Below are 25,848 nucleotides of genomic sequence, written 5' to 3'. Positions count from 1 at the left end.
AGCCATGCTCGGAGCGGACGAGCCTCCACACAGTCCACCATCGCGTGCCATGACGTGCGCGCGCCGACACAGGAGACAGCGCTGCTATCCCACGCTCTTCCCCTGTCCCTCACCGCTGCGGCCAACACCGTTGCGGCGGGGAGCAGTAAGGCCGCCGAGTTCCATGGTCCGTCGATCAACGAGTTCTTCCCCGACCCGATCTTCTTCGCGGGGACGCCGTTCGAGATCGACCGGATCGTCATCATCCGCTTCATCGCGGTCGCAGTGCTGCTCGTCTTCGCGTTCGCGGGGACCCGGGCGCTCAAGCTGATCCCCAACCGCGGTCAGGCGTTCATCGAGTACGGCTTCGACGTCGTCCGCCGGAACACCTTCGACAACCTCGGTGAGAAGGACGGCAAGCGGTTCCTCCCGCTCCTGGCGACCATCTTCTTCGGTGTCCTGTTCATGAACCTGACGGGGCTCATCCCGTTCATGAACATCGCCGGCACGAGCCGCATCGCGATGCCGATGATCCTCGCGATCGTCGCGTACGTGGCCTTCATCTACGCCGGTCTCCGCAAGCACCCGGGAACGTTCCTCCGGAACTCGCTCTTCCCGCCCGGTGTCCCGTGGTACCTGTACATCATCGTGACGCCGATCGAGCTCGTCTCGACGTTCGTCCTCCGCCCGGTCACCCTGACCCTGCGACTCCTGATGAACATGGTGGTCGGCCACCTGCTCCTGGTGCTGTTCTTCTCGGCCACCTGGTTCTTCTTCTTCGACTCGCACAGCCTGCTGGCGTTCTTCGGGATCGGCACGCTCGCGTTCGGCATCGCCTTCAGCTTCTTCGAGATCCTCGTGGCGCTGCTCCAGGCGTACGTCTTCATGCTCCTCACCGCCGTCTACATCCAGCTGGCGCTGGCAGACGAGCACTGATTCCTCACTGACCCCCTACGGGGCCGGCAACCGTCGGGCCCGCACCTCGAAAGGAAAACACGTGGACGCAACGACCGTTCTCGCGGAGATCAACGGCAACATCGCGACGGTTGGCTACGGCCTCGCTGCGATCGGCCCGGCCATCGGCGTCGGCATCGTCGTCGGCAAGACGATCGAGTCCGTCGCTCGCCAGCCCGAGCTCCAGGGCCGACTGACGACCCTCATGTACATCGGTATCGCCTTCACCGAGGCCCTGGCCTTCATCGGTATCGCCACGTACTTCATCTTCACCAACTAAGGTTCCTCGATGCAGAACGCACTCATCATCGCGGCGGAGGAGACCCACAATCCGCTGATCCCGCCGGTGTACGACATCGTGTGGTCTGCGGTGGCCTTCGTCATCATCTTCCTGGTGTTCTGGCGTGTCGTCACGCCGCGCATCACGAAGATGCTCGATGAGCGCACCGAGGCCATCGAAGGCGGCATCAAGAAGGCCGAGGCCGCTCAGGAGCAGGCTGCTGCTGCGCTCGAGGAGTACAACAAGCAGCTCGCCGACGCCCGTGCCGAGGCCTCCCGCATCCGCGAGCAGGCCCGTGCCGACGCCACGGCGATCGGCAACGAGGTCCGCGAGCAGGCTGCTGCCGACGCCGCGCGCATCACGTCGAACGCCCAGGCGCAGATCGAGGCAGAGCGCCAGAGCGCGCTCCAGTCGCTCCGCACCGAGGTCGGCTCGCTCGCACTCGACCTCGCGTCTGGTGTCATCGGCGAGTCCCTCAAGGACGACGCCAAGGCCACCGCGGTCGTCGACCGCTTCCTCGCCGACCTCGAGTCGTCGAAGGACGCGCAGGCGTCGCAGGCAGAGACGGAGCGCTGAGCATGCGGAGCGCCACTCGTTCAGCACTCTCGTCGACGCAGGCGGTCCTCGCCGAACTCGGCGGGAGCGCCGACCTGGCGACCGGTGCTGAGATCCTCGCCGCCGGGCGAGTGGTCGCCGGTTCTTCGCAGCTCCTCACGCTGCTCGCGGACCCCACGGCGGACGTCGTCGGCAAGAAGGCGGTCATCGACCGCGTCTTCGCCGGGCAGGCGACCACCACGCGGGCTGTCCTGACGGCGGTCGCCGGGGCGCGCTGGTCCTCCCAGCAGGACCTGCTCGCCGGTATCGAGGACGCGGGCATCCGCGCCGTCGCGGCCACCGCCGGACCCGGGACCTCGATCGAGGCGGAGCTCTTCGCCTTCGAGACCGCCGTCCGGTCCGACGCGGGCCTCGAGCTCGCGCTCGGCACGAAGCTCGGCAGCCCCGCTGAGAAGAGCGCGCTCGTCGAGCGGCTCATCGGCGGCAAGTCGTCGGCGCAGACGGTGACGATCCTGTCGGCACTCGTCCAGCAGCCCCGCGGCCGCCGGATCGGTGAACTGGTCCGCGATGCCTCGCGCATCGTCGCCGACCAGGCCGAGAAGGTCGTGGCGACGGTCATCACCGCGACGGCGCTGTCGGAAGCACAGGCGGCTCGTGTCGCCCGTGGGCTGTCGGCGCGCTACGGCAAGGACATCATCGTCAACCACGTCGTCGACCCCAAGGTCGTCGGCGGGGTCCGGGTGCAGGTCGGCGGCGACGTCATCGACGGCACCGTGTCCACGCGCCTCGCCGACCTCCGGCTCCAGCTCGCGGGCTGAGCGTACGGTCGTACCCGACACCCCAAGTCCACAACGGGAACTGTCCTGACCGGACAGCATCACCCTCTCGGAGCCGAAGGGCCCCGGAAACCAACAAGGAAAATCCCATGGCAGACATCACCATCAGCCCCGATGAGATCCGTGATGCCCTGAAGGACTTCGTCTCGAACTACGAGCCGACGAAGGCCTCCACGGCCGAGGTCGGGCACGTCACCGACGCCGGTGACGGCATCGCCCACGTCGAAGGCCTCCCCGGCGTCATGGCCAACGAGCTCATCCGTTTCGAGGACGGCACGCTCGGCCTGGCCCAGAACCTGGACGAGGACGAGATCGGCGCAATCGTGCTCGGCGAGTTCGCCGGCGTCGAAGAGGGCCAGGAAGTCACCCGGACGGGCGAAGTCCTCTCCGCCCCCGTCGGTGACGGCTTCCTCGGTCGCGTCGTCGACCCGCTCGGCGCCCCGATCGACGGCCTCGGCGAGATCGTGGCAGAGGGCCGTCGTGCCCTCGAGCTGCAGGCGCCGGGCGTCATGTCGCGCAAGTCGGTGCACGAGCCGCTGCAGACCGGCATCAAGGCCATCGACGCGATGATCCCCGTCGGCCGTGGCCAGCGTCAGCTGATCATCGGCGACCGCCAGACCGGCAAGACGGCGATCGCGATCGACACGATCATCAACCAGAAGGCCAACTGGGAGTCCGGCGACGAGGACAAGCAGGTCCGCTGCATCTACGTCGCGATCGGTCAGAAGGGCTCGACGATCGCCTCCGTGAAGGGTGCGCTCGAGGACGCCGGCGCGATGGAGTACACCACCATCGTCGCCGCCCCGGCATCCGACCCGGCCGGCTTCAAGTACCTCGCCCCGTACACCGGCTCGGCCATCGGCCAGCACTGGATGTACCAGGGCAAGCACGTCCTCATCATCTTCGACGACCTTTCGAAGCAGGCAGAGGCCTACCGTGCGGTGTCGCTCCTCCTGCGTCGTCCGCCGGGACGCGAGGCCTACCCGGGTGACGTCTTCTACCTGCACTCCCGTCTGCTGGAGCGTTGCGCGAAGCTGTCCGACGAGCTCGGCGCCGGCTCGATGACGGGTCTCCCGATCATCGAGACCAAGGCGAACGACGTCTCGGCGTACATCCCGACCAACGTCATCTCGATCACCGACGGCCAGATCTTCCTGCAGTCGGACCTCTTCAACGCGAACCAGCGTCCGGCCGTCGACGTGGGCATCTCGGTGTCCCGCGTTGGTGGTGACGCCCAGGTGAAGTCGATCAAGAAGGTCTCCGGCACGCTGAAGCTCGAGCTGGCGCAGTACCGCTCGCTCGAGGCGTTCGCGATGTTCGCGTCCGACCTGGACCAGGCCTCGCGTCGTCAGCTGGACCGCGGTGCCCGTCTCACCGAGCTCCTCAAGCAGCCGCAGTACTCGCCGTACCCGGTCGAGGAGCAGGTCGTCTCGATCTGGGCCGGCACGAACGGCAAGCTCGACACGGTCCCCGTGCCGGACGTGCTCCGCTTCGAGTCCGAGCTGCTCGACCACCTGCGTCGCAACTCCGACGTCCTCACGACGCTGCGCGAGACCAACCAGCTCAGCGACGAGACCGTCGCCGAGATGTCGAAGCAGATCGACGAGTTCTCGAAGAGCTTCCAGACGAGCGACGGCAAGACGCTCGGGTCGGAGCAGTTCGACGCCGCCGACGCCGAGGACGTGGACCAGGAGCAGATCGTCAAGGGTCGTCGCTAGATGGCAGCGCAGGTCCGGGTCTACCGACAGCGAATCAAGTCGGCGAAGACCACGAAGAAGGTCACTCGCGCGATGGAGCTGATCTCGGCGTCGCGGATCCAGAAGGCACAGGCCCGCATGGCCGCGTCCGGCCCGTACTCGCGGGCCGTGACGCGGGCGGTGTCGGCCGTGGCGACGTTCTCGAACGTCGACCACGTGCTGACCACCGAGCCGGAGTCGTCGACGCGTGCGGCCGTGGTGCTGTTCACCTCGGACCGTGGCCTCAACGGCGCGTTCAGCACGAACGTCCTCAAGCAGGGCGAGGAGCTCGCCTCCCTGCTCCGCAGCGAGGGCAAGGACGTCGTGTACTACCTGGTCGGGCGCAAGTCCGTCGGGTACTTCGCGTTCCGTGAGCGCCCCTCCGAGCAGCAGTGGGTCGGCAACACCGACCAGCCCGAGTTCTCGACGGCGAAGGAGATCGGCGACGCGGTCGTGTCGAAGTTCCTCCAGGACACGGCAGAGGGCGGCGTGGACGAGATCCACATCGTGTTCAACCGCTTCCTCAGCCTCGCGACCCAGGAGCCGCAGGTCGTCCGCCTGCTCCCGCTCGAGGTCGTCGAGGGTGTCGAGGAGCCGACGGACAACGAGCCGCTCCCGCTGTACGAGTTCGAGCCGGACGCCGACGCGGTGCTCGACTCGCTGCTCCCGGTCTACATCGAGAGCCGCATCTTCAACGCCATGCTCCAGTCGGCTGCCTCCGAGCACGCCGCCCGGCAGAAGGCGATGAAGGCGGCCAGTGACAACGCCGACTCGCTGATCCGTGACTTCACCCGTCTCGCGAACAACGCACGCCAGGCCGAGATCACCCAGCAGATCTCCGAGATCGTCGGCGGCGCCGACGCCCTCTCGTCGAAGAAGAAGTAGTCCGCGTCGTTCGCGGACAGATACCCACCCTCAGGAAGGCACCAGCCATGACCGACACCGCAACCACCGCGGTCGAGACGTCGTCGGCGCCCGGTGTCGGCCGGATCGCCCGTGTCACGGGTCCCGTCGTCGACATCGAGTTCCCGCACGACGCAATCCCGGAGATGTACAACCTCCTGTTCACGACCATCACCATCGGTGACTCGTCGCAGGAGATCGGCCTCGAGGTCGCGCAGCACCTCGGCGACGACCTCGTCCGTGCCATCTCCCTGAAGCCGACCGACGGCCTCGTCCGTGGTCAGGAGGTCCGTGACTCGGGCGCCCCGATCTCGGTCCCCGTCGGCGACGTCACCAAGGGCAAGGTCTTCGACGTGCTGGGCAACGTGCTCAACACCGACGAGAAGCTCGAGATCACCGAGCGCTGGCCGATCCACCGCAAGGCCCCCGCGTTCGACCAGCTCGAGTCCAAGACCTCGATGTTCGAGACCGGCATCAAGTCGATCGACCTCCTCACCCCGTACGTCCAGGGTGGCAAGATCGGTCTGTTCGGTGGTGCCGGTGTCGGCAAGACCGTCCTCATCCAGGAGATGATCCAGCGCGTCGCGCAGGACCACGGTGGTGTGTCGGTGTTCGCCGGTGTCGGTGAGCGCACCCGTGAGGGCAACGACCTCATCGGTGAGATGGAAGAGGCGGGTGTCTTCGACAAGACGGCCCTCGTCTTCGGCCAGATGGACGAGCCGCCGGGAACGCGTCTGCGCGTCGCCCTGTCGGCGCTGACGATGGCGGAGTACTTCCGTGACGTCCAGAAGCAGGACGTGCTCCTCTTCATCGACAACATCTTCCGCTTCACGCAGGCCGGCTCCGAGGTCTCCACGCTGCTCGGCCGCATGCCGTCCGCGGTGGGCTACCAGCCGAACCTCGCCGACGAGATGGGTGTGCTCCAGGAGCGCATCACCTCGACGCGTGGTCACTCGATCACCTCGCTGCAGGCGATCTACGTCCCGGCCGACGACTACACCGACCCGGCGCCGGCGACCACGTTCGCGCACCTCGACGCCACGACCGAGCTCTCCCGTGAGATCGCGTCGCAGGGCCTCTACCCGGCGATCGACCCGCTGACCTCCACGTCGCGGATCATGGACCCCCGGTACCTGGGCGCCGACCACTACCAGACGGCCACCCGCGTCAAGCAGATCCTCCAGAAGAACAAGGAACTGCAGGAGATCATCGCCATCCTCGGTGTCGACGAGCTCTCCGAAGAGGACAAGATCACGGTCGAGCGCGCTCGTCGTATCCAGCAGTTCCTCTCGCAGAACACGTACATGGCGAAGAAGTTCACCGGTGTCGAGGGCTCCACGGTCCCGCTCAAGGACACGATCGAGTCCTTCCGCGCCATCGCCGACGGCGAGTTCGACCACGTGGCCACGCAGGCCTTCTTCAACGTCGGTGGCATCAACGACGTCGAAGAGAAGTGGGCGCAGATCCAGAAGGAGAACCGCTGACATGGCGGGTCTCACCGTGAGTGTCGTCTCGGCGGACCGCGAGGTCTGGACGGGCGACACCACCATGGTCGTCGCACGCACGACAGAAGGCCAGATCGGCATCCTGGCGGGTCACGAGCCGATGCTCGCGATCCTCGCCCAGGGCCAGGTCCGCATCACGCGGGCCGACGGTTCGACCGTCGCGGTCGACGCTGAGGACGGGTTCCTCTCGGTCGAGCACGACACGGTCACGATCGTGGCGCGGCAGGCCGCGCTGGCCTCCTGACCGGACTGACCGTCCTCCTCCCGCCTTCGGAGACGAAGCGGGAGGGCGGGGACACGGGAACCACCCTCGACCTGGGTGGTCTCTCGTTCCCGGAACTGACCCGAGAGCGGGCCGCGGTGATCGCCGCGGCCCGCTCCGTCAGTTCCGAGGAGTCCACCGCGCGGACGGCGCTCAAGCTCGGACCGAAGTCGATCGCCGAGCGGTTCCGGAACCTCTCGCTGGACACGTCGCCGACGCTGCCGGCGATCGAGCGGTACACCGGGGTGCTCTACGACCCGCTGGACGTCCCGTCGGCCTCTGCGGAGGTCCGTTCCTGGTGGTACCGGCACGTGGTCGTCCAGTCCGCGATGTTCGGGCCGATCGGTGCGGGGGACCCGATCCCGGCCTACCGGCTGTCGCATGATTCGCGCCTCGGGTCGTTGCGACTCGCGTCGCACTGGCCCGCAGTCGCGACCGCAGCGTTGTCCACCAGGAGCGGGGGACTGGTCCTGGACCTGCGCTCGGAGGGCTACCGCGCGCTCGGTCCGGTCGACGGCGCCGTGGCCCTGCGGGTCGTGAGCGTCGACGGCAGCGGCCGCCGGAAGGCGCTGAACCACTGGAACAAGACCGCGAAGGGGCGACTGGTGTCGTTGCTGGCCCGGACCGGTGCGTCGATCGGGTCGATGGACGACCTCGTCGCGTGGGCGACGTCCGTGGGCGTGCTGGTGGAGCGTTCGGAGACGGGGTGGGACCTGGTCGCCGAGAGCCTGGAGCCGGCCTCCGTCTGATCGGCGGCCGTTCCTCCACAGGCGCCCCGTACGTCGCGGTCACCACGGACTGGCCTCCGTCAACGCTCTGGAGGCTCGGTGCGCGTTTCGATGGACGCATGAACCTCGACGTCGCACAATCGTCCAGCTCCCCGTTCGTCCGTTACCCGCGCGAGATCGCGGCAGCCGTGACCCTGCCGGTCGCCGCCGCCGCGCTCGTCGCGCCCGGCACCGCGCTCCTCGACACCGCCGGCCGGTCGGCCGTCGCGACCGCGTGCGCCGCACTTGCGACCCGGATGGCCCTGGTGCGGTTCATCGGTGCCGCATCCGGACCGGACCTGCGGGCGGTCCGTCCGTTCGATCCCTTCACGGATCCGACCCCGTCGGCGTTCCACGGCCGCGGCCCTGCTCCGTCGCGCGACCGCATCCGGACCGCTGGCGCACGGTGCACCGCGGTCTGGCACGGCTGGAAGCAGCAGGGCTCACCTCGTGACGAACGTCGGGGCGTCGCGGGAGCGGTCGCGCTCGGCGCCTGGTGCTCATGGGCGATCGGTGCGTTGACGGAGGCCGAGGTCCGAGCCGGGTACGCGCTCGACGTGGTGCCGGACGACGCGTTGGCGCTCGTCGTCCATCGATCGGCCCGGGCCGGGGCGCGCCCGGAGTGGTGGGGGTGACGGGGCGTGCACCGGATCGTCTACGGTTGTGAGACCGCACCGCTGGAAGGACGCAGGGAGGCACCACGTGCACGACGACGCCGATGACGTCGAGGACACGGTGATCCGTCCTCGGTCGCGGCCACTCGGATCCGCTCGCGCGCAGGACGCGATCGACGACACGGTCCTCCGGGTCCCCTCGGGTGGTGGGTCGCACGGATCGGACCTGCTCGACGACGGCCCGCTCGGGGACACCGTCATCCGTGCGCCGCGCACTGCGCCGGACCCGTCGACGGTCCCCGAGGACACGGTCCTCGGAATGCCTCGGGCTGCACCATCCACGCGGCCGACGGCCTCCCAGCCGGACGCGCCCCCGAGCCTCCCTGCCGTCCCGGAACCGCCACGCACCCGCGTGCCGTCGATCCGCGTCGGCGGACGCGTCATCCGACTCGACCACCCGGTGGTGATCGGCCGGCGTCCCGCGTTGCCGCGTGTCGTCCGTGGGCCGGCGCCAGAACTCGTGACCGTGCCGTCGCCGCTCGGACAGGTGTCGTCGTCCCACCTGCTCGTGCACGCCGAGGGCGAAGCCGCGGTGGTGGACGACCTGCGCTCGACCAACGGGACCGTCGTCCGGCCCGCCGGCTCGGCGCCGTACCGGATGTCGTCGGGTGCGTCGATCGTCGCGCTGACGGGTACGGTAGTCGAGATCGGGGACGGCATCGCGGTGGAGATCCTCTCGCCGCACCTCCGGCTCACGCCAGGGGCCGACGGCGTCCCGCCGTCGCTCCACCAGCCTCCGACCCATCAGACCGGCACGCCCCGAACCCCCAGAGAGCGATCCTGAAACGTGACCGAACTCGGCCGAGCAGCCGCCGCCCACGCCATCGACGTCCCCGGAACGGACGGCGCCACCCTGACGCTCTCGTGGGGAGCCGCGACCGACGTCGGTCGTCGCCGAGACCACAACGAGGACAGCTACATCGTCGAAGCACCGTTCTTCGTCGTCGCGGACGGCATGGGTGGACACCTCGCCGGTGACCGTGCGAGCGACGCCGTGGTCCGTCGCCTCGGTGACTCGGTCGACGGGCCGTTCGGTACCCGACAGTCGATCCAGCGCGCGCTCCTGCTCGCCACGGCGGACATCGAGCGTGCGGCGGGCGGCAACGCGATCGGTGCCGGCACCACCGTGACCGGACTCGCGCTCGTCGCGTCGAACGGGCAGCCGGCAGCGCTCGTCTTCAACGTGGGCGACTCGCGCACCTACCGGGTCGACGACGGCGTCCTCCGTCGGATCACCGTCGACCACTCGGTCGTGCAGGAGATGGTCGACGCCGGTGTGCTGCGGGCAGAGGACGCCGAAGCGCACCCGGACAGCAACGTCATCACCCGCGCGGTCGGCTTCGGCGAACCGCCGGAGCCGGACTGGTGGACGTTGCCGCTCCGCACCGGCGACCGGTACATCGTGTGCTCGGACGGTCTGACGAAGGAGATCGGCGACGCGGTCATCGGCCGCATCGCCGCGAAGGTCGCCGACCCGCAGGAGCTCGCCGAGCGCCTGGTGGGCGATGCCCTCATCGCAGGTGGCCGCGACAACGTCACCGTCGTGGTCCTCCAGGTGGAGGACGCACCGCAGGACGGCGACCTCGAGGACACGCTGCCTCGCCACTGACGTCCCCCGAATTGGGGGCAGCGGATGGAATCCCGTACTCTGGTGTGCGGAATTCCGGCCGGCTCGTTTCCGTAGACTGAAGGGCCGAGGGGACGATCGGCTGCGGCCGGGGAGGAGAGGGTGCCATGGCGCGACGGCTGCCGTCGACCCCTCCCGTGATCGCCGGGTTCAGCCCGGTCCACGTCCTCGGCTCCGGCGGCTTCGCCGACGTGTTCCTCTACGAGCAGGACATGCCGCGGCGCCAGGTCGCGGTGAAGGTCCTGCTCGACGAAGTCGTCGACGACCGGGTCCGGCAGATGTTCCAGGCCGAGGCGAACCTGATGGCCCGGCTGAGCACGCACCCGTCCATCCTCACCGTGTTCCAGGCGAGCGTCGCGGCCGACGGGCGTCCGTACCTGGTGATGGAGCTCTGCTCGTCGTCGCTCAGCGAGCGCTACCGACGCGAGCCGATCCCGGTTTCCGAGGTCCTGTCGATCGGGGTCCGCATCGGTTCCGCGCTCGAGACGGCGCACCGTGAAGGCGTGCTGCACCGCGACATCAAGCCGTCCAACATCCTGCTCACCGCGTACGGCAACCCCGTCCTGTCCGACTTCGGCATCGCGGCGACCATCGGTGAGTCCGATCCCGACGAGCCGATCGGCATGTCCATCCCGTGGTCGGCGCCAGAGGTCCTCATCGACGAGTCCCGCGGGACCATCCAGTCCGAGGTGTACTCCCTCGCGGCGACGGTCTTCTCGCTCCTCGCCGGGCGCAGCCCGTTCGAGGTCCCCGGCGGCAAGAACGGTGCCGCCGACCTGATGGCGCGCGTGGACAAGGGCGGTGTGAAGCCGTCCGGTCGCACGGACGTGCCGCCGTCGCTCGAGCGACTGCTCGCCACGGCGATGTCCCGCAAGGTCCAGCAGCGTCCGGCCACCGTGATGGAACTCGTCCGCGGGTTCCAGCAGGTCCAGGCCGAGCTCGGCATCCCGCAGACTGCTGCCGACGTCGCGGTCGAGGCATGGGCCGTCGCCACGCCCACGCCGGAGGGTGACCGCACGATGATCCGGGAACTCCAGCCGCCGAGCCGGGTCGGTCGTCGGCGCCGGACGCGTCGCCCGGTGCAGGGCGGCGTGGCGGCCACCGGTTCGCGGAGCGTCGGCACCGTCCACCGGACGGGCTCGGTCACCCTGGCCCGACGTCGATCCCGCCGAACCGTGATCTGGGCGTCCTCGGTCGCCGCGGCGGTCGTGGTCGCCCTCGCCGTGACGTCCTTCGTCCTCGTGACACGTGTCGGTTCCGGGGCGATCCCCACGGTCTCCGACGTCCGCGCGTCGACCGCCGGTCAGTCCGTCACGTTCCGCTGGAGCGACCCAGGGCTCCGGAACGGCGACACCTACGTGATCTCCTCGAACGGCGCGTCGAGCCAGCAGTCGGGCACGTCGTTCGTCGTCTCCGGCAGCAAGGGCGACGAGGAGTGCATCTCGGTCGCGGTGAACCGTGATGGCAAGACCGGCGTCGCGAGTGCCGAACGGTGCGCCACGATCGGCGGCGGATCGTGATCCGGCGGCTCATCGCACAACACCGGTCCGCCGCGATCACCATCGGCGCGTCCGTGGTCGTCGCTGCGCTCGTCGCCGGGGCCGCCGTCGTCTCGAGCGGGTACCACACGCAGCGGGTCGCGCTCGGGGACGGCACCGTCTGGGTGCCCTCGTCGCAGTACGGCGCGGTCGGCCGCGCGAACACCGCGGTCCTGCAGCTGAACACCGCGGTGGAGTCGTCCACGGACGCGCTCTCCGTGCTGCAGACCGGATCGATGGTCTACAGCGTCGACGAGACCAAGGGCACGGTCGCCAAGGTGGACGTGGCGGACGCGACGATCGGTGACCCGGTCACGCTGCCCTCCGGGTCACCGCAGGTGTTCTTCTCGGGATCGACCGCGGTCATCGGCAACCAGGAGACCGGTGAGGTCTGGTCCACGCCGGCGAAGGAGCTCGCCGATTTCGACGCTTCCACCAAGGCGGATCTGACGCTCGGCGCGGACGCGGTGTTCGACGCGTCGGACGAGCACGTCGCGGTGTACTCGCCGCGGACCGGGACGGCGTCCCTCGTCGAGGTCGGCTCGACCCTGTCCGTCGCGAAGCGCTGGACCGTGCGGATGGACCGCAAGGACGACTTCCAGGTCGCGGCGTTCGGCTCCCACATGGCGGTGCTCGACCAGACGACCGGCGCGCTCTCGGTCGACGGCGACACGGTCGACCTCGGCGACCGGGTCGGTGGGTCCCCGGCTCTCCAGCGGTCCTCGGCCGACGGGGACTCGGTGGTCGTCGCCGGTGCCGCGGGTCTCGTCCGCGTCACGCCGTCGGGCGCAGCGACCACGACCGCCCTGGCGGTGTCGGGACGCGCGGCCCGCCCCTACGTCGACGGCAACTGCACGTTCGGGGCGTGGAGCGGCGGGCAGGCGATCGACACGTGCGCCGGCCGCGCGCTGCAGCAGCTCGACCGGGTGCCCGGCGGTGCCGCCCTCCAGATCGTCCACAACGCCGACACCGTCGTCGCCAACGACCCGGCGACCGGGCGCTCCTGGGCGATCGACCGCAGCGGTCAGCTCATCGACAACTGGTCCGACCTGATCAAGCGGGACGACGACCAGCAGCAGGAGCAGATCTCGGACGACGATCCCGAGGTCGACAAGGACCAGAAGCCGCCGGTCGCCGTGGACGACGACCTGGGTGCCCGTCCGGGACGCACCACGAGCCTCCCGGTCCTGCTCAACGACTACGACCCCAACGGCGACCCGATCATCGTCAGCGAGGTCGGGTCCGTCGACCAGGCCGCTGGGAAGGTCGCGATCGTCGATGACGGGCAGCGGCTGCAGATCGCCCTGTCGGACAGCGCGTCCGGGACCGTGACGTTCCCGTACACGATCACCGACGGCAACGGCGGCTCGGCCACCGCGACCGTCCGGGTCAGCGTGCGACCGGAGTCCGAGAACGACGCGCCCAGGCAGGTCAGGGACACCACAGCCGACGTGGTCCAGAGCGGGCACGTGTCGAGCAACGTGCTCGGCGACTGGGTCGACCCCGACGGCGACCCGGTGTACCTGAAGTCGGCGACCGCGACGGACGGGGACGAGGTCTCGACGACGCCGGACGGCCTGCTCGACTTCCGCAACAAGAGCGGTCGCACCGGCGACCGCAGCGTCCAGCTCGTGGTGAGTGACGGTCGCGCGGACGGCCGTGGATCCCTCACCGTGCACGTCGCCGCGCAGGGGAGCGTGCCGCTCCGGGCAGACGCGTTCCCGGTGAAGGGCTACGCAGGCAAGTCCTTCACGGTGGATCCGCTCGAGCACGTGCGGGGCGGCAACGGGAGCATCACGCTGACGAGTGTCTCGTCGGCGAGCGGCGTGACGATCACCCCGAGCTACGACGCCGGGACCTTCCGGGTGCAGAGCGACGCAGTGGGGGACCACCAGGTCGAGTACACCGTGACGGACGGCACGAAGACGTCCAGCGGGATCGTCCGCATGACGATCGCGGCACCGCCGGACGCGTCGACCGCACCGATCACGACCCCGAAGACCGTGTTCGTCAACACGCTGTCGACCAAGGACACCGACGTCACCGCCACCGACATCGATCCGGCGGGCGGGGTCCTCCTCGTCACGGCGCTCGACGGACCCGCGCGGGGTTCCGGCGTGCAGGCGAGCATCCTCGACCAGCACACGATCCGGACGACCCTGTCGGCACCGCTCGACGGGCCGGTGACCTTCACCTACACCGAGACGAACGGCTTGGCGTCGTCGCCCGGCACCGTCACGGTCGTCGAGATCCCGAAGCCGGACCGGATCCAGCCGCCCGTCGCGCAGCCGGACACCGCGACGGTCCGGGTCGGGGACGTCGCGAACATCGACGTCCTCGCGAACGACACCCAGCCGGAGGGCGAGCCGCTGACCCTGCAGCCGGACCTCGTGCAGAACGTCCCCGGTGACGGCGGGCTGCTCTTCGCCTCCGGCGACCACCTCCGGTACCTCGCGCCGAAGACCCCGGGCAACTACACGGCGGTGTACCGCGTCGCCGGCCCGGACGGACAGTCCGCGGACGCCGCGGTCTCGATCTCGGTCCGTGAGAAGGACAGTGCCACGAACAACCCGCCGGTGCCACAGACCGTCACGGCTCGTGTGGTCGCGGGTCAGGCCGTCAGCATCTCCGTGCCACTGAACGGCATCGACCCCGACGGCGACTCCGTGCAGCTGGTCGGGGTGGCGTCGAACCCCGACAAGGGTTCCGTCAGCGACATCGGATCGGACTCCCTGACCTACGAGGCCGGGGACTACTCGGCCGGCACCGACGAGTTCACCTACACGGTCGTGGACGCGCTGGGCGCTCGCGCCACGGGCACCATCCGCGTCGGCATCGCACCGCGGGCCGAACAGGCGTCGAACCCGGTGGCCGAGGCGGACCACGTGACGATCCGGCCGGGCGGCTCCGTGACGGTTCGCGTGCTCCAGAACGACTCGGACCCCGAGGGCGGCGACCTCACCGTCTCCAAGGCCGAGCCGACCGCCAAGGACGTCACCGCGAAGGTCCTGCGGAAGCAGGAGATCCGCGTCACCCCGCCGAAGACCGCGAAGAGCGGAGACTTCGCGGTGCTCTACACGGCGTCGAACGAGAGCGGCGGCGCGAGCACGGCGTTCCTCACGGTCACCGTGGACAAGGACGCGCGCCCGCTCCGTCCCGAGGTCGACGACACCACGCTCGACCTGCAGGACATCCTGCATCGGCAGAGCGTGACCGTCGACGTGCTGAAGAACGTGTTCTTCGCCGAGGGGTCGACGTCGTCCCTGACCGTGGGTGTGGTGGACGGCTACGGCGACACCGCCCGCACCACGACCGACGGGCGGATCTCCGTTCGCCTCACGGATGACTCGCAGGTCATCCCGTTCTCGGTCGCCCGGCAGGACCACCCGGACATCGTGTCGTACGGGTTCATCCACGTCCCGGGGTTCGACGACGCCCTCCCGCAGGTCAACCGGTCAGCAGGCGCGATCACGGTGAAGAGCGAGTCGACCATCAGGATCCCGCTGTCGAAGTACGTCGTGACCGCGAACGGGCAGACCGCCAAGATCACCGACCCCGGCACGGTCAAGGCCACCCACGCGAACGGCGACGACCTCACCGTCGACTCGTCCACGTTGCAGTTCACGTCGGCGAAGCTCTACTACGGCAACGCGTCGATCTCGTTCGAGGTGACCGACGGCTCGAACGCCAACGGCGGCAAGGGGCGGGTCGCGACCCTGGTCCTCCCCGTGAAGGTCACGCCGCGCTCGAACCAGCCGCCCGCGTTCACCGGGTCCTCGATCGAGATGCAGCCGGGCGACTCCCGGACGCTCGACCTCACGCGGCTGACGGACTACCCGTACCCCAAGGACCTGCCCGAACTGCAGTACTCCGTCGTCAGCCAGCCCTCCTCCGGCACCACGGCCACGATCTCCGGCCAGCGACTGACGATCAAGGTCGCGGACTCCGCCCAGAAGAACACCTCGGCGACGATCGGCGTCGGCGTCGCCGATGCCGCGAACGCCGGCCGGTCCGGTCTCGTGACCGTCGGGATCGTCGCGTCCACCAGGCCGCTCGTACAGCCGGGGGCGGACAGTGCCGTCGCGAAGCGTGGATCGTCGACGACGATCGACGTCCTCGCGAACGACCAGCCGACCAACCCGTTCCCGAACGAGCGCCTGCGCGTGGTGAACATCCGCGGGCTCGCCGGCGGCCTGCCCTCCGGCGTCACGATCACCCCGAGTGCCGACAAGTCACGGCTCCAGGTGTCCGTCTCGGGCACCGCCAAGCCCGTGAACACCAACCTGCAGTACCAGGTCGCCGACGCGACGAACGATCCCGACCGGTACGTCTGGGGCGACGTCACGATCTCGGTGCAGGACGTCCCGGACGCTCCGGGTACCCCGACCCGGACCGGTTCGTACGACGGCGGGCAGATCACGCTCACCTGGTCGGCGCCGCAGTCCAACAACTCGGCGATCACCGGCTACCGGGTCACCGGGACGAACGGCGTGTCGAAGGACTGCGGGACCTCCACCGTCTGCACGCTCACTGATCTCGACCCGAGCGCGTCCTACCGGTTCTCGGTCACCGCGGTGAACGCCGTCGGGACGTCTGATCCGTCGCCGCAGTCCGCGCCGATGAGCGCGGACTTCGTCCCCGCTCCACCGGACGGCATGAAGGCGGAGGCGAACACTTCGACGCCCAACCGGCTCGACCTGTCGTGGAGTGCCGTCCCGCGTCCCGGGCGAGGAACCGCCGTCGACGACTACGTGGTCACGATCGACGGTCCGGGCACCTCCGCGAGCAAGAGCGTCGGGACGGCGACGTCGACGTCGTTCGACGGGCTGACGAGCGGTGGCAAGTACACGTTCACCGTCTCTGCGCGCAACAACGCCGGCCGGGACGGCAGCCCCGTGCAGTGGAACAGCGCGAGCACCTCAGGCGTCGCCGTCGGCCAGCCCGGAGCTCCTGGCCCCGTCAGCGCAACCGCGAAGGCGAACGCCAACCAGTACGGAAAGTCACCGGTCACGATCACCTGGTCGTCGGCCGATCCCGCAGGCGGGAGCTCGGTGAGCTACTCCGTCTACCGCATCGACTCCGGCAACCCGCCCTGCACGTCCCTGAACGGGTCGTCGCTGGGTTCGACGAGTCCGGTGGTCGACGATCAGCCGAGCAACGGCGCCCAGCGGTATGCGGTCGTGTCCAACAACGGCTTGTTCTGCAACGCTGCCTACGTCACGGCCACGACGTTCGACCGTTCCACCCGCACGGACCCGGCGACCGTGGACGTCTCGCAGTCCGGCGCGAACTCGTGGAACGCCGTCGTGACCGCGCCGTCGACGAGCGCACATCACTACAAGCTCGACACCGGGAACGGCAGCACAGTCGACCTGGCACCCGGGCAGTCCTACTCCTACGTGCCAGGAGGCAGCTACAACGTCCCGACCTCGTTCGCGCTCTATGCGTGCGGTGGTCCGGGCGACACGTTCTGTGCAGCCGAGCAGAATCGGTTCGACGGCACAGCGGTCGCGCTGAACACCGCGGTGTCCGTCTCGAGCGCAGTGTCGGGGAGTCCGATCGTGGTCAGTGGACCTGCCCTCGGCACCGGCATGACGGTGAAGTACGTGGCGCACTGGTACCTCACCGATGACACTTCCGGAGACGGCATCGAGCAGAGCTGGAACGGCGATCAGACGGCGCCCAGTCCTCCTGCACTCGCCCAGTTCGTCCGCGTCTCAGCGAAGGTCTCCTGGAGTGGAACCGCCATCTCCGAGGAAGGCGCCAAGTCCGACCCGGTTGCGGTCACTGCGCCTCCGGCGAACGAACAACCGACCCCCTGACCCACGACACCCACCGAGGAACCCCTTCACATGAGCATGACCCCCGAGCAGGCCACCTGGTTCGCCGACGTCTCCGGCCGCATCGTGACCAACGTCGAGCAGGTGCTCCTGGGGAAGACGTTCGTGATCCGTCTCGCGGTCACGGCGATGCTCAGCGAGGGCCACCTGCTGCTGGAGGACGTCCCCGGCACCGGGAAGACGAGCATGGCGCGGGCGCTGGCGCAGAGCGTGCAGGGCTCGACGAACCGGATCCAGTTCACCCCGGACCTGCTGCCTGGTGACATCACCGGCATCAGCGTCTACGACCAGCGCGCGCAGGAGTTCGAGTTCCACCGCGGCCCGGTCTTCGCGAACATCGTGCTCGCCGACGAGATCAACCGCGCGAGCCCGAAGACGCAGTCTGCGCTGCTGGAGGCGATGGAGGAATCCGCGATCACGGTGGACGGTGTGAACCACCGGCTCGCAGCGCCGTTCATGGTCATCGCGACGCAGAACCCCATCGAGCAGGCGGGCACGTACCGGCTCCCCGAGGCGCAGCTCGACCGCTTCCTGATGAAGACGTCGATCGGCTACCCCGACCACGCGGCGACGGTGAAGATCCTCGAGACCTCCTCGGCGCCGGCGTCGTCGGTGCCGCTCGCGAGCGTGGTGCCCGCTGCGACGATCACGGAGATGGCGGCGCTGGCCCGCACGGTGCACGTCGACGCGACGATCGCCGACTACGTCGCCCGCCTCGTGGACGCCACGCGTTCGGCGAGCGAGGTCCGCCTCGGCGTCAGTGTCCGTGGTGCAATGGGGCTCATGCGCGCGTCGCGCGTGTTCGCGGCACTGAGCGGCCGGCACTACGTCACCCCCGACGACGTCAAGGCACTCGCGGAGCCCGTGCTCGCCCACCGTCTGGTGCTCGACGCCGAGGCGGAGTTCGACGGTGTCAGTGCCTCGAGCGTCGTCTCCCAGCTCCTGGTGGAGACCCCGCCGCCCGCTGACCGGGTCACGTCGTGACGGACCGCCGGCCCGTCTCCACGCGCTCGCGCCGTCCCTCGTCGACGCGGTCGCGTCGTTCGAGCACGGCGTACGAGCGCACGGGGACGGTCGCCGGCCTGACGAACGTCCGCACGCGGCTGGTCGGCGACCGCGACGGCGTCGCCGCCGACGCGGTCGTCGGGATCGTCCGTCTGTGGCGCACGGCCTGGAGGCTCGTGGCACGCGGGTGGACCGAGGTCTCGTCGGTGGTCACCGGCCTGGGCTGGACGGTCGCCGCGCTCACGCTCGTCGCGTTCGTCACGGGGTACGTCTTCGGCCTGCGCGAGGTCGTCGTCGTCGGCTTCGCCGGTGCCCTGCTCGTGGTCGTCGCGGCCGTCGCGCTCATCGGCGGGTCGAGGCTGCTCATCCGGATGAGCCTCCCGGTCCGCCGCGTCGCGGTCGGTGACCCGGCGGGCGTGACCGTCACCGCCGAGAACCCCGCACGTCTGCCGTCCGTCCCGATCACGGTCGAGGTGCCGGTCGGCGCCGGACTCGTGGACGTCGCGATCCCGACCATCGCCCCGCGGGGCACGTTCGAACGGGAGGTGCCCGTCCCGACGGTCCGCCGAGGGGTCCTCGACGTCGGTCCGGTGACGGGCGTCCGCGCCGACCCGGTGGGCCTCGTGCGCCGGGAGATCGTCTGGACGACTCGCGAACAGGTCATCGTGCACCCGAGGACGGTCGCGATCCCGTCGACCAGCACCGGTCTGGTCCGGGACCTCGAGGGGCAGGCGACGACCGACCTCTCGCCTGCCGACATCTCCTTCCACGCGATCCGTGAGTACATGCCGGGTGACGATCCCCGGAACATCCACTGGAAGTCGACGGCGAAGACCGGCGCGCTCATGGTGCGCCAGTTCGAGGACACGCGTCGGTCGCACCTGGTGATCGCGCTCGGCATCTCCAGGACCGAGTTCGTGGACGACGAGGAGTTCGAGCTCGCGGTCAGCGCCGCGGCATCCCTCGGCAGCCGTGCGGTGCGGGACGGCCGAGAGGTCACGGTCGTCGTGTCCGAACGCACCCCGGAGTTCGCCAAGCGCGCCGTCTACGCCGTGCACCGCCTGCCGACCGTGACCCCGACGCGACTGCTGGACGACTTCGCGACCGTCGGCCTGGCGGACGCCTGCCTGCCCGTCGCCGAGGTCGCTCGCATCGTGGGCAACGACACCGCCGGGATCTCGGTCGCGTTCCTCGTCGTCGGCTCTGCTGTCGAACTCCCCGCGCTCCGCCTCGCTGCCACCCGCTTCCCGATCGGCGTCGAGGTCGTCGCCGTGATCTGCGAGCCCGAGGCCGTCCCGCGGTTCGTGCGAGTACCAGGGCTGACCGTGATGACGATCGGCTACCTCGACGACCTCCGGCACGCGCTGCACCGATCGGCCGCCGCATGAGCGCCCCCGCGGTGGTGCCGTCGCGCGCACGGCGAGACACGCGACGTCGGGCCCGGCGGGTGCCGGCGTTCCGGCTCGTCGGCGGCACGCTCGTCGTGTGGCTGCTCCTGGCGGTCGCGAGCGTCGCGTGGTGGCCGGTGTACCGCGACGACGGCATGGTCGTCGCCGCGGTCACCGCGGTGCTCGTCGGTTCGCTCGTCGCGCTGCTGGGCGCCGTCTTCCGTCTGCCGACCGCGGTCGTCGCGATCGCGACGATCGCGGCGTTCACGGTGACCGGTGTCCCCGCCGCCGTGCCGGGGGAGGCGAACGGGGTGCTCCCGACCGGCCAGGGCTTCCTGGACCTCTTCTCCGGTGTCGCGCTCGGCTGGAAGCGGCTCGTCACCATCAGCCTGCCGGTCGGGACCTACGAAGCCCTCCTGGTGCCGTTCTTCGTGACGCTCCTCGTCGCGACGGTGACGTCCGTGAGCGTGGCGACCCGTGCCTCCAGGCAGGAACTGGCGAGCATCCCGGCACTGGTGCTGTTCGCCGCCGGTGTCGTCGTCGGGCCGAGTCGTCTCGACACGTCGCTCGCCCTCGCGGTCGTGCTCACCGGCATCGCGCTCGTCTGGGCGCTCACGGTGCGCCACGCGCGCCGCGCGGTCGCGGTGGCCGAGACGATCGGCGCCCGCGTCACGGTGACCAGGTCCGTCGTCCGGCCCGCCCTGGTCGGGACGGGGACGATCGTCGCTGCGGCGGTCGTCGCGACCGGACTGGGGCTGGTCGCGCCGCCGACCACCGCGCGGACCGTCGCGAGGACGGACGTCGTCAAGCCGTTCGATCCCCGTGACTACGTCAGCCCGCTCAGCGGCTTCCGGGCCTACGAGGAATCGACCGAGGCGGACACCACGCAGCTCCGTGTCACCGGCCTGCCGGAGAACGGGTTCGTCCGGATCGCCACGCTGGACACGTACGACGGCGTGGTCTACCGCGTCGGCGGGACGGACGGCGCGTCGGCATCGGGCACGTTCGAGCGTGTCCCGACGTCGGTGGACGTCCGCGGCGTGAGCGGGACCACCGTGCACGTCGGGGTGACCGTGGACGGCTACTCCGGGGTCTGGCTCCCGACCGTCGGCGACCTCGAACGCGTCGAGTTCGCGGGCGCTGCGGGGGAGCGGGAGCGCAGTGCGTTCTTCTACAACGCTTCGACCCGCACCGGAGCGGTCGTCGGCGGGGTGCAGGACGGCACGCGGTACGACCTCACCGCGGTGGTCCCCGACCAGCCGACGGAGGAACAGCTGGCGACCGCGCGTCCGGGAACCGCAACGGTCCCTGCGGCTCGCAACGTCCCCGACGCCGTGCGCGACACCGTCGAGTCGACGACCACCGATGCCCAGAGCGACGGGGCGAAGCTCGTGGCCGTGGTGCAGGCGCTGCAGCGGAACGGGTACGTCAGCCACGGTGTGGGTGACGACCGGGTCAGCCGTTCGGGCCACGGTGCCGACCGCATCCAGGAACTCCTCACGTCGCCGCTGATGCTCGGCGACCAGGAGCAGTACGCCGTCGCGGCGGCGCTGATGTCCGAGTCGATCGGTTTCCCCACCAGGGTCGTGCTGGGCTTCGCAGCGGGGGGTGACTCCGGATCGACGCCGTCATCCTCTGGTGCTGCCGGCACGACGACCTTCCGCGGTTCCGACGTGACGGCCCGCATCGAGGTGGACACGGCGCAGTGGGGATGGGTCACCCTGAACCCCAACCCGACCGTCCGGGAGATCCCGAAGGAGCAGGAGCAGACCCCGCAACCGGTCACCAGGCCGGAGACGGTGGTGCCGCCGCCGCCCGTCGACCAGCAGGACCAGGACCAGCAGACGCCGCCGCAGAGCGACCGGAACACGCCGGACCAACCACCGCTCTGGTTGCAGATCCTGCTCGCCGCACTGCCGTGGGTGCTCGGGACCCTCGCGTTCATCGCCCTGGTGTTGCTGCCGTTCGGCGTGATCGTGCTGCTGAAGCGGATCCGTCGTCGTCGCCGTCGCCGCGCCGCGACTGCCAGGGGCCGCATCGTCGGCGCGTGGGACGAGTACCGGGATGCGTTGCTCGACCGCGGACACGACGTCCGTGCGGAGTCGACGCGACGAGAGGTCGCGTCGAGCGCCCCGGGGGACGGCGGAACCGGACTCGCCGCGCTGGCGGACCGAGCGGTGTTCGGCCCGAGCGAGGCGGACGACCGCACTGCGGACCGCATGTGGGAGGCCACCGACACCGCGATCGGCGACCTCCGCGACGGACGGACCCGGCGGGAGCGCATCCGCACCGCCGTGTCGACGAGGTCGCTGCGCAGCCCCGCACCGGGGGCGGCTGTCGCACGTGTCGGCGGCGCACTCCGACGGCGTGTGGGTGCCGGCCAGCGACGGCGTGGAGCCGGCGGTGACTACGATGTCCGGAGGCCCGACGAGCGTCACGGCGGGCCGGACGAGGACAGAGGCAACCTGTGATCAGATGCGAACACTGCGGATCGGTGCTCCCGGACGGAGCGATCTTCTGCGGTGAGTGCGGTCGAGCGGTGAACGCGGCTCCCGGGCGACGATCCGTCGCGCCCGAGCCCGTCGACCGTGCGACACCGCCGCCGCTCCAGCAGCCGGACCAGCACGGCCGTCGCCAGGACCCCGCCGCAGAGGCGTGGCTGCCGGAGTCGACGCTCGACCCCGCCACCAGGGCCTGGCTCACCGGCGCCGATCGCCGGCAGGCCGGTCCGACCGCACCCGTTCCCGTCCGGACGCCGGACGCCTACGCGCCCCGCTCCGCGCCGACCCACGTGCACGGTGCCGGAAGCGGCCTCGGTGCGTGGACGGGCGGCGAGGGTTCTCCGAGCACGCAGGCGCCGTCGGAGCCGCCGCTCGACCCGGACGCGTTCCCGTCCGAGGCCGTTGCCGTCGAGGACGACCCGGAGGTCACCCGCGTGGCACCTCGTTCCGGCGCAGGAACCACCCCGGTGCCGCCGACGTTCCAGCCGTCGCAGCCCGTGGCCGAGACCGCCGCCGCGCCGTTCTGGGCGCCGGAGCCTGCACCCGCGACCGCTCCGAGTGCGCCGTCCTGGTGGATCGGTCGAGCCGTCGACGAGCAGTCGGCCGCTGCCGAACCGGTGACGGAGTCGGTGTCCGCCGATCGCGACGACGCAGTCTCGCCGGCCGAGGCGTCGGCCGCGCAGGTTCAGGACGAGGCCACGCCCGATGTCCTTCCCGAGGGCGACACCGGTGCGCGGCCGGGCGACACCGCGGTCGTCGAGCCGCTGGTCGACCGCCGGTCGATGCGTCCCACACCATTGGTCCAGCCCGGGCTGCAGCCGACGACGTGCCACGTGTGCGGCCACCGGCTCGAGCCCGACGACATCTTCTGCGGCGAGTGCGGGGCGGTCCGTCCCGCGGTCACCGCCGCGTTCACCGGTCCCGTGATGCCGTTGCCGGTGGACCGTCCCGACTGGGCGGCGAACGACGACGGGTCGCCGGTGGAAGCACCGGACGACGAGATCCCGGTCGACGCGCCGGGGGACGACTCTGGGCTCGTCGAAGTGCCGGCTGCCGGCGCGCCGACGGACGACGTCGTGCCGACGGACGATGTCGTGCCGACGGACGATGTCGTGCCGACGGACGATGTCGGGCCGACGGACGGTGTCGAGGCGACGGACGACGTCGAGGTGTCGCGAGAGGACGTGGCCGCGCGCGAGGACGCATCCGTCCCGACTGCAGCACCCCTCCCGCCTGTCCCGACCGTCGCGCCCCTCCCGCCCGTCCCGGGTGCGGAGCCTGCTCGACCGTTGTCCGACGCAGACGTGGTGCCCTCGAGCACCGACGCCGACGAGTCCGCGCAGCTCGACGAGGACGTGGACGAGACGCGGATCGTCACGAAGACCCCGACGCGTGCGCCCTTCGTCCTGCACTTCAGCACCGGTGAGCGCATCGGCGTCCACGGGACTGGACTGCTCGGGCGTCTGCCCCGCCCCGAGCCCGGCGAACGGTTCGACGACCTGCTGACGATCCACGACCCGGGCAAGTCCGTGTCGAAGACGCACCTCGAGCTCGGGCGCGATGACGCCGACCTCTGGGTGTCCGACCGGTTCTCCGGCAACGGGTCCGTCATCCGGCACATCGACGGATCGATCCGCCGATGCGAGCCGGGTCGTCGGTACCGGGTGGAGCGCGGAGCCCGGGTGGACATCGGCGAGCAGTTCTTCCTCGTGCAGTAGCGCGTCCCTGCACACGACGGCGGGCGCCGGGGTTCTCCACGGACTCCGGCGCCCGCTCTCGTTCGTCGTGGTGGTGCGATGGACTCGACGGCATGGGAGCACCCGCCGTTCGATGGTCCGTGCTGGCCGTCGCCGCCGTGGCCGGAGCTGCCACGTCGCTCCCGGGGCCACCAGGACAGCGAACCGCTTCGCTCGCAGCGGCCGTCATCCTCGGTGCGATCGCGTCGGTCGTGCGGTCGCGGTCGGCGAACAGGGAGCGCCCCGCGCCGATCGAGGTCCGCTTCCCCATGGACGAGGTGGTCGTCGACCTGGTGCCCGATGGCCGTGCGCTCGACGGCGGTGCGCTGCACGTCGGCCGGGTGATCGGGGGAGAACCGGTGTCGATCGACCGCCTCGACGGCGTGCTGGTCGTCGGTCGCGGCGCACTGGCCGCCGCTGTCTTCGCGGCGGTCACGGCAGGCCTCGGGGCGACGGCGACCGCCGATCAGGAGCTCCGGGTCGCCCACGGCGCCGACGTCGTCCTGCCCGAGCTGGCCTGCGCGCCCGTCGCGACGCTGCCGTCGGGTGTCGCGGTGGCCGTGCTGGTCGGCGCCGACGGCAGCAGGGACGGCTCCGTCGTGCTGGTTCCCGATCTCCGGTCCCGACCACGCCGTCCCTGTCCCACCATCGAGGTCACCCGGTACGGCTGCACGCTCCGCAGCGACCCGGACGAACCCGTCGGGATGGCACTGGCCCCGGTGCTCCCGGGCCTCGACCCGCCCGCGGTCTAGCGGAGCCCGGCACCGGGGCGGATCGACCCGACCGGGACGCCGCCGCCCAGGACCTTCTCGCCGGTGGTGCCGAGCACGTCGGCGACACCGTCCGCCGAGACGACGCCGTTCCGCTCGAGCAGCGTGAGCGCTGCCAGCGTGCCGGCGCGGAGTGCTCCGTCGAGGACCTTGACGACGACCGCGGCACCGCCGGGCGCAGCCATGACCATGACCCCCTCGGCGCCGAGCTTGGCGACGAGCCCGAGCCGCTCGATCGTGACCGTGTTCGCTCGCCCGACCCCGTCGATCGCCCAGGGATTCGCGAGGATCGCGTCGGTGAGGGCAGCCGTGTCGGCGTCGCCGCGCTGCACCACCCCCGCGATGCCACGGGCCATGCCGGTGAACGTCAGCGGGAACACCGGCGCCCCGCACCCGTCGACGCCGACCACGTCGACGACCTCCCCGGTCGCGTCCTCCACGGTGGCCCGGACGGCGCGCTGCATCGGGTGGTCGATGTCGAGGTAGGTCGCGGCGTCCCACCCGTTCACCCGGCAGGCGGCGAGCATGCCGGCGTGCTTCCCGGAGCAGTTCATCGCGAGCCGACGGGGCTCGGTCATGGTCCGCGCCGTCGCCCGGTCGTACGGCATGTCCGGCGGGCACCCGAGGTCGGCCTCGACGTGGTCGAAGGAGGCCAGCATGTGCTCGGCCAGCGCCTGGTGCGACGGCGTTCCGGCGTGGCTCGCCGTCGTCATCACGAGTTCCGCGTCCGAGAACCGCGCGCCGGCCCGTCGGATGGCGAGCGCCTGGAACGGCTTCATCGTGGAGCGCGGGTAGATGCTCGCGGAGATGTCCCCGACGGAGTCGATCACCGTGCCCGAGGCGTCGACGACGACACCGGCTCCGATGTGCCGGCTCTCGTCGAAGCCGGAGCGTTCGAGCACCGCGAGCTCGACGGAGCCGTCGGCGGTGAGAGGATGGCGGTCGGTGCGGACATCGGAGCTCTCCGTCATACCGAGATCGTACCGAGCCGC

At 70.4% G+C, this 25,848-nt stretch carries 20 protein-coding genes; 19 read left to right on the top strand and 1 reads right to left on the bottom strand.

Annotation, left to right across the window (positions count from 1 at the left end; translation table 11 throughout):
* Positions 1-54 precede the first annotated feature (54 nt).
* The 19 genes from atpB (at position 55) to QK288_RS13080 (ending at position 24,838) form a co-directional block, all read left to right on the top strand.
* Positions 55-915: a F0F1 ATP synthase subunit A gene (gene atpB / locus QK288_RS13170; protein WP_281264749.1), complete on the top strand. Its 861-nt coding sequence runs from the start codon at positions 55-57 to the stop codon at positions 913-915.
* A 61-nt stretch (positions 916-976) separates the two neighbouring features.
* Positions 977-1,213, top strand: coding sequence for an ATP synthase F0 subunit C (gene atpE, locus QK288_RS13165; protein WP_027465781.1), 237 nt, complete (start codon positions 977-979; stop codon positions 1,211-1,213).
* A gap of 9 nt (positions 1,214-1,222) precedes the next feature.
* Entirely contained in the window at positions 1,223-1,789 is a 567-nt protein-coding gene (locus tag QK288_RS13160; protein ID WP_281264748.1) for a F0F1 ATP synthase subunit B, read from the top strand.
* A gap of 2 nt (positions 1,790-1,791) precedes the next feature.
* The gene (locus QK288_RS13155; RefSeq protein ID WP_281264747.1) at positions 1,792-2,586 is read left to right on the top strand and encodes a F0F1 ATP synthase subunit delta; all 795 of its coding nucleotides are present in this window, start codon (positions 1,792-1,794) and stop codon (positions 2,584-2,586) included.
* A gap of 107 nt (positions 2,587-2,693) precedes the next feature.
* A complete protein-coding gene (gene atpA / locus QK288_RS13150; protein ID WP_281264746.1) occupies positions 2,694-4,322 on the top strand; it encodes a F0F1 ATP synthase subunit alpha in 1,629 nt (542 codons plus the stop codon).
* Positions 4,323-5,225, top strand: a complete 903-nt coding sequence (locus QK288_RS13145; protein WP_281264745.1) for a F0F1 ATP synthase subunit gamma — start codon at positions 4,323-4,325, stop codon at positions 5,223-5,225.
* Positions 5,226-5,272: 47 nt separating this feature from the next.
* Positions 5,273-6,727 (top strand): F0F1 ATP synthase subunit beta, encoded by a 1,455-nt coding sequence (gene atpD / locus QK288_RS13140; protein ID WP_144765305.1) that lies wholly within the window; start codon positions 5,273-5,275, stop codon positions 6,725-6,727.
* Between the two features lies 1 nt (position 6,728).
* Complete coding sequence (locus QK288_RS13135; protein ID WP_056124084.1) at positions 6,729-6,992, top strand: F0F1 ATP synthase subunit epsilon; 264 nt, start codon at positions 6,729-6,731, stop codon at positions 6,990-6,992.
* Positions 6,989-7,759: a peroxide stress protein YaaA gene (gene yaaA / locus QK288_RS13130; RefSeq protein WP_348639045.1), complete on the top strand. Its 771-nt coding sequence runs from the start codon at positions 6,989-6,991 to the stop codon at positions 7,757-7,759. Before QK288_RS13135 ends, yaaA begins: the two co-directional genes overlap by 4 nt.
* Positions 7,760-7,857: 98 nt before the next feature.
* A complete protein-coding gene (locus tag QK288_RS13125; RefSeq protein ID WP_281264744.1) occupies positions 7,858-8,412 on the top strand; it encodes a hypothetical protein in 555 nt (184 codons plus the stop codon).
* Positions 8,413-8,479: 67 nt separating this feature from the next.
* On the top strand, positions 8,480-9,235 hold the full coding sequence (locus QK288_RS13120; protein ID WP_281264743.1) for an FHA domain-containing protein: 756 nt from the start codon (positions 8,480-8,482) through the stop codon (positions 9,233-9,235).
* 3 nt (positions 9,236-9,238) lie between these two features.
* Complete coding sequence (locus QK288_RS13115) at positions 9,239-10,060, top strand: protein phosphatase 2C domain-containing protein (RefSeq protein WP_281264742.1); 822 nt, start codon at positions 9,239-9,241, stop codon at positions 10,058-10,060.
* Positions 10,061-10,185: 125 nt separating this feature from the next.
* The gene (locus tag QK288_RS13110) at positions 10,186-11,598 is read left to right on the top strand and encodes a serine/threonine-protein kinase (RefSeq protein ID WP_281264741.1); all 1,413 of its coding nucleotides are present in this window, start codon (positions 10,186-10,188) and stop codon (positions 11,596-11,598) included.
* Positions 11,595-17,438, top strand: a complete 5,844-nt coding sequence (locus QK288_RS13105; RefSeq protein WP_281264740.1) for an Ig-like domain-containing protein — start codon at positions 11,595-11,597, stop codon at positions 17,436-17,438. The genes QK288_RS13110 and QK288_RS13105 overlap by 4 nt, the downstream gene beginning before the upstream one ends.
* A gap of 30 nt (positions 17,439-17,468) precedes the next feature.
* Positions 17,469-18,440: a MoxR family ATPase gene (locus tag QK288_RS13100; RefSeq protein WP_281264739.1), complete on the top strand. Its 972-nt coding sequence runs from the start codon at positions 17,469-17,471 to the stop codon at positions 18,438-18,440.
* Positions 18,437-19,849 carry a DUF58 domain-containing protein gene (locus tag QK288_RS13095; protein ID WP_281264738.1) on the top strand — a complete coding sequence of 471 codons (1,413 nt, stop codon included), beginning with the start codon at positions 18,437-18,439 and terminating at the stop codon, positions 19,847-19,849. The genes QK288_RS13100 and QK288_RS13095 overlap by 4 nt, the downstream gene beginning before the upstream one ends.
* Complete coding sequence (locus QK288_RS13090) at positions 19,846-22,320, top strand: transglutaminase domain-containing protein (protein ID WP_281264737.1); 2,475 nt, start codon at positions 19,846-19,848, stop codon at positions 22,318-22,320. Before QK288_RS13095 ends, QK288_RS13090 begins: the two co-directional genes overlap by 4 nt.
* A gap of 68 nt (positions 22,321-22,388) precedes the next feature.
* Complete coding sequence (locus QK288_RS13085) at positions 22,389-24,068, top strand: hypothetical protein (RefSeq protein WP_281264736.1); 1,680 nt, start codon at positions 22,389-22,391, stop codon at positions 24,066-24,068.
* A 92-nt stretch (positions 24,069-24,160) separates the two neighbouring features.
* Entirely contained in the window at positions 24,161-24,838 is a 678-nt protein-coding gene (locus tag QK288_RS13080) for a hypothetical protein (RefSeq protein ID WP_281264735.1), read from the top strand.
* Here QK288_RS13080 and QK288_RS13075 read toward each other — a convergent pair.
* Entirely contained in the window at positions 24,835-25,827 is a 993-nt protein-coding gene (locus QK288_RS13075; RefSeq protein WP_281264734.1) for an asparaginase, read from the bottom strand. The genes QK288_RS13080 and QK288_RS13075 overlap by 4 nt on opposite strands.
* Positions 25,828-25,848 lie beyond the last annotated feature (21 nt).

It is taken from the genome of Curtobacterium sp. 9128, from assembly GCF_900086645.1.
Taxonomy (GTDB): Bacteria; Actinomycetota; Actinomycetes; order Actinomycetales; family Microbacteriaceae; genus Curtobacterium.
The sequence above is the reverse complement of the archived record's forward strand: the minus strand, read 5'-3'. Positions and strand labels throughout refer to the sequence as shown.

What these genes read in the sequence shown, in the direction of transcription:
- QK288_RS13160 (WP_281264748.1), top strand. Translation starts at nt 1,223, where the DNA reads ATGCAGAACGCACTCATCATCGCGGCGGAGGAGACCCACAATCCGCTG.
- QK288_RS13155 (WP_281264747.1), top strand. Translation starts at nt 1,792, where the DNA reads ATGCGGAGCGCCACTCGTTCAGCACTCTCGTCGACGCAGGCGGTCCTC.
- atpA (WP_281264746.1), top strand. Translation starts at nt 2,694, where the DNA reads ATGGCAGACATCACCATCAGCCCCGATGAGATCCGTGATGCCCTGAAG.
- QK288_RS13145 (WP_281264745.1), top strand. Translation starts at nt 4,323, where the DNA reads ATGGCAGCGCAGGTCCGGGTCTACCGACAGCGAATCAAGTCGGCGAAG.
- atpD (WP_144765305.1), top strand. Translation starts at nt 5,273, where the DNA reads ATGACCGACACCGCAACCACCGCGGTCGAGACGTCGTCGGCGCCCGGT.
- QK288_RS13135 (WP_056124084.1), top strand. Translation starts at nt 6,729, where the DNA reads ATGGCGGGTCTCACCGTGAGTGTCGTCTCGGCGGACCGCGAGGTCTGG.
- QK288_RS13125 (WP_281264744.1), top strand. Translation starts at nt 7,858, where the DNA reads ATGAACCTCGACGTCGCACAATCGTCCAGCTCCCCGTTCGTCCGTTAC.
- QK288_RS13110 (WP_281264741.1), top strand. Translation starts at nt 10,186, where the DNA reads ATGGCGCGACGGCTGCCGTCGACCCCTCCCGTGATCGCCGGGTTCAGC.
- QK288_RS13100 (WP_281264739.1), top strand. Translation starts at nt 17,469, where the DNA reads ATGAGCATGACCCCCGAGCAGGCCACCTGGTTCGCCGACGTCTCCGGC.
- QK288_RS13090 (WP_281264737.1), top strand. Translation starts at nt 19,846, where the DNA reads ATGAGCGCCCCCGCGGTGGTGCCGTCGCGCGCACGGCGAGACACGCGA.
- QK288_RS13080 (WP_281264735.1), top strand. Translation starts at nt 24,161, where the DNA reads ATGGGAGCACCCGCCGTTCGATGGTCCGTGCTGGCCGTCGCCGCCGTG.
- QK288_RS13075 (WP_281264734.1), bottom strand. Translation starts at nt 25,827, where the DNA reads ATGACGGAGAGCTCCGATGTCCGCACCGACCGCCATCCTCTCACCGCC.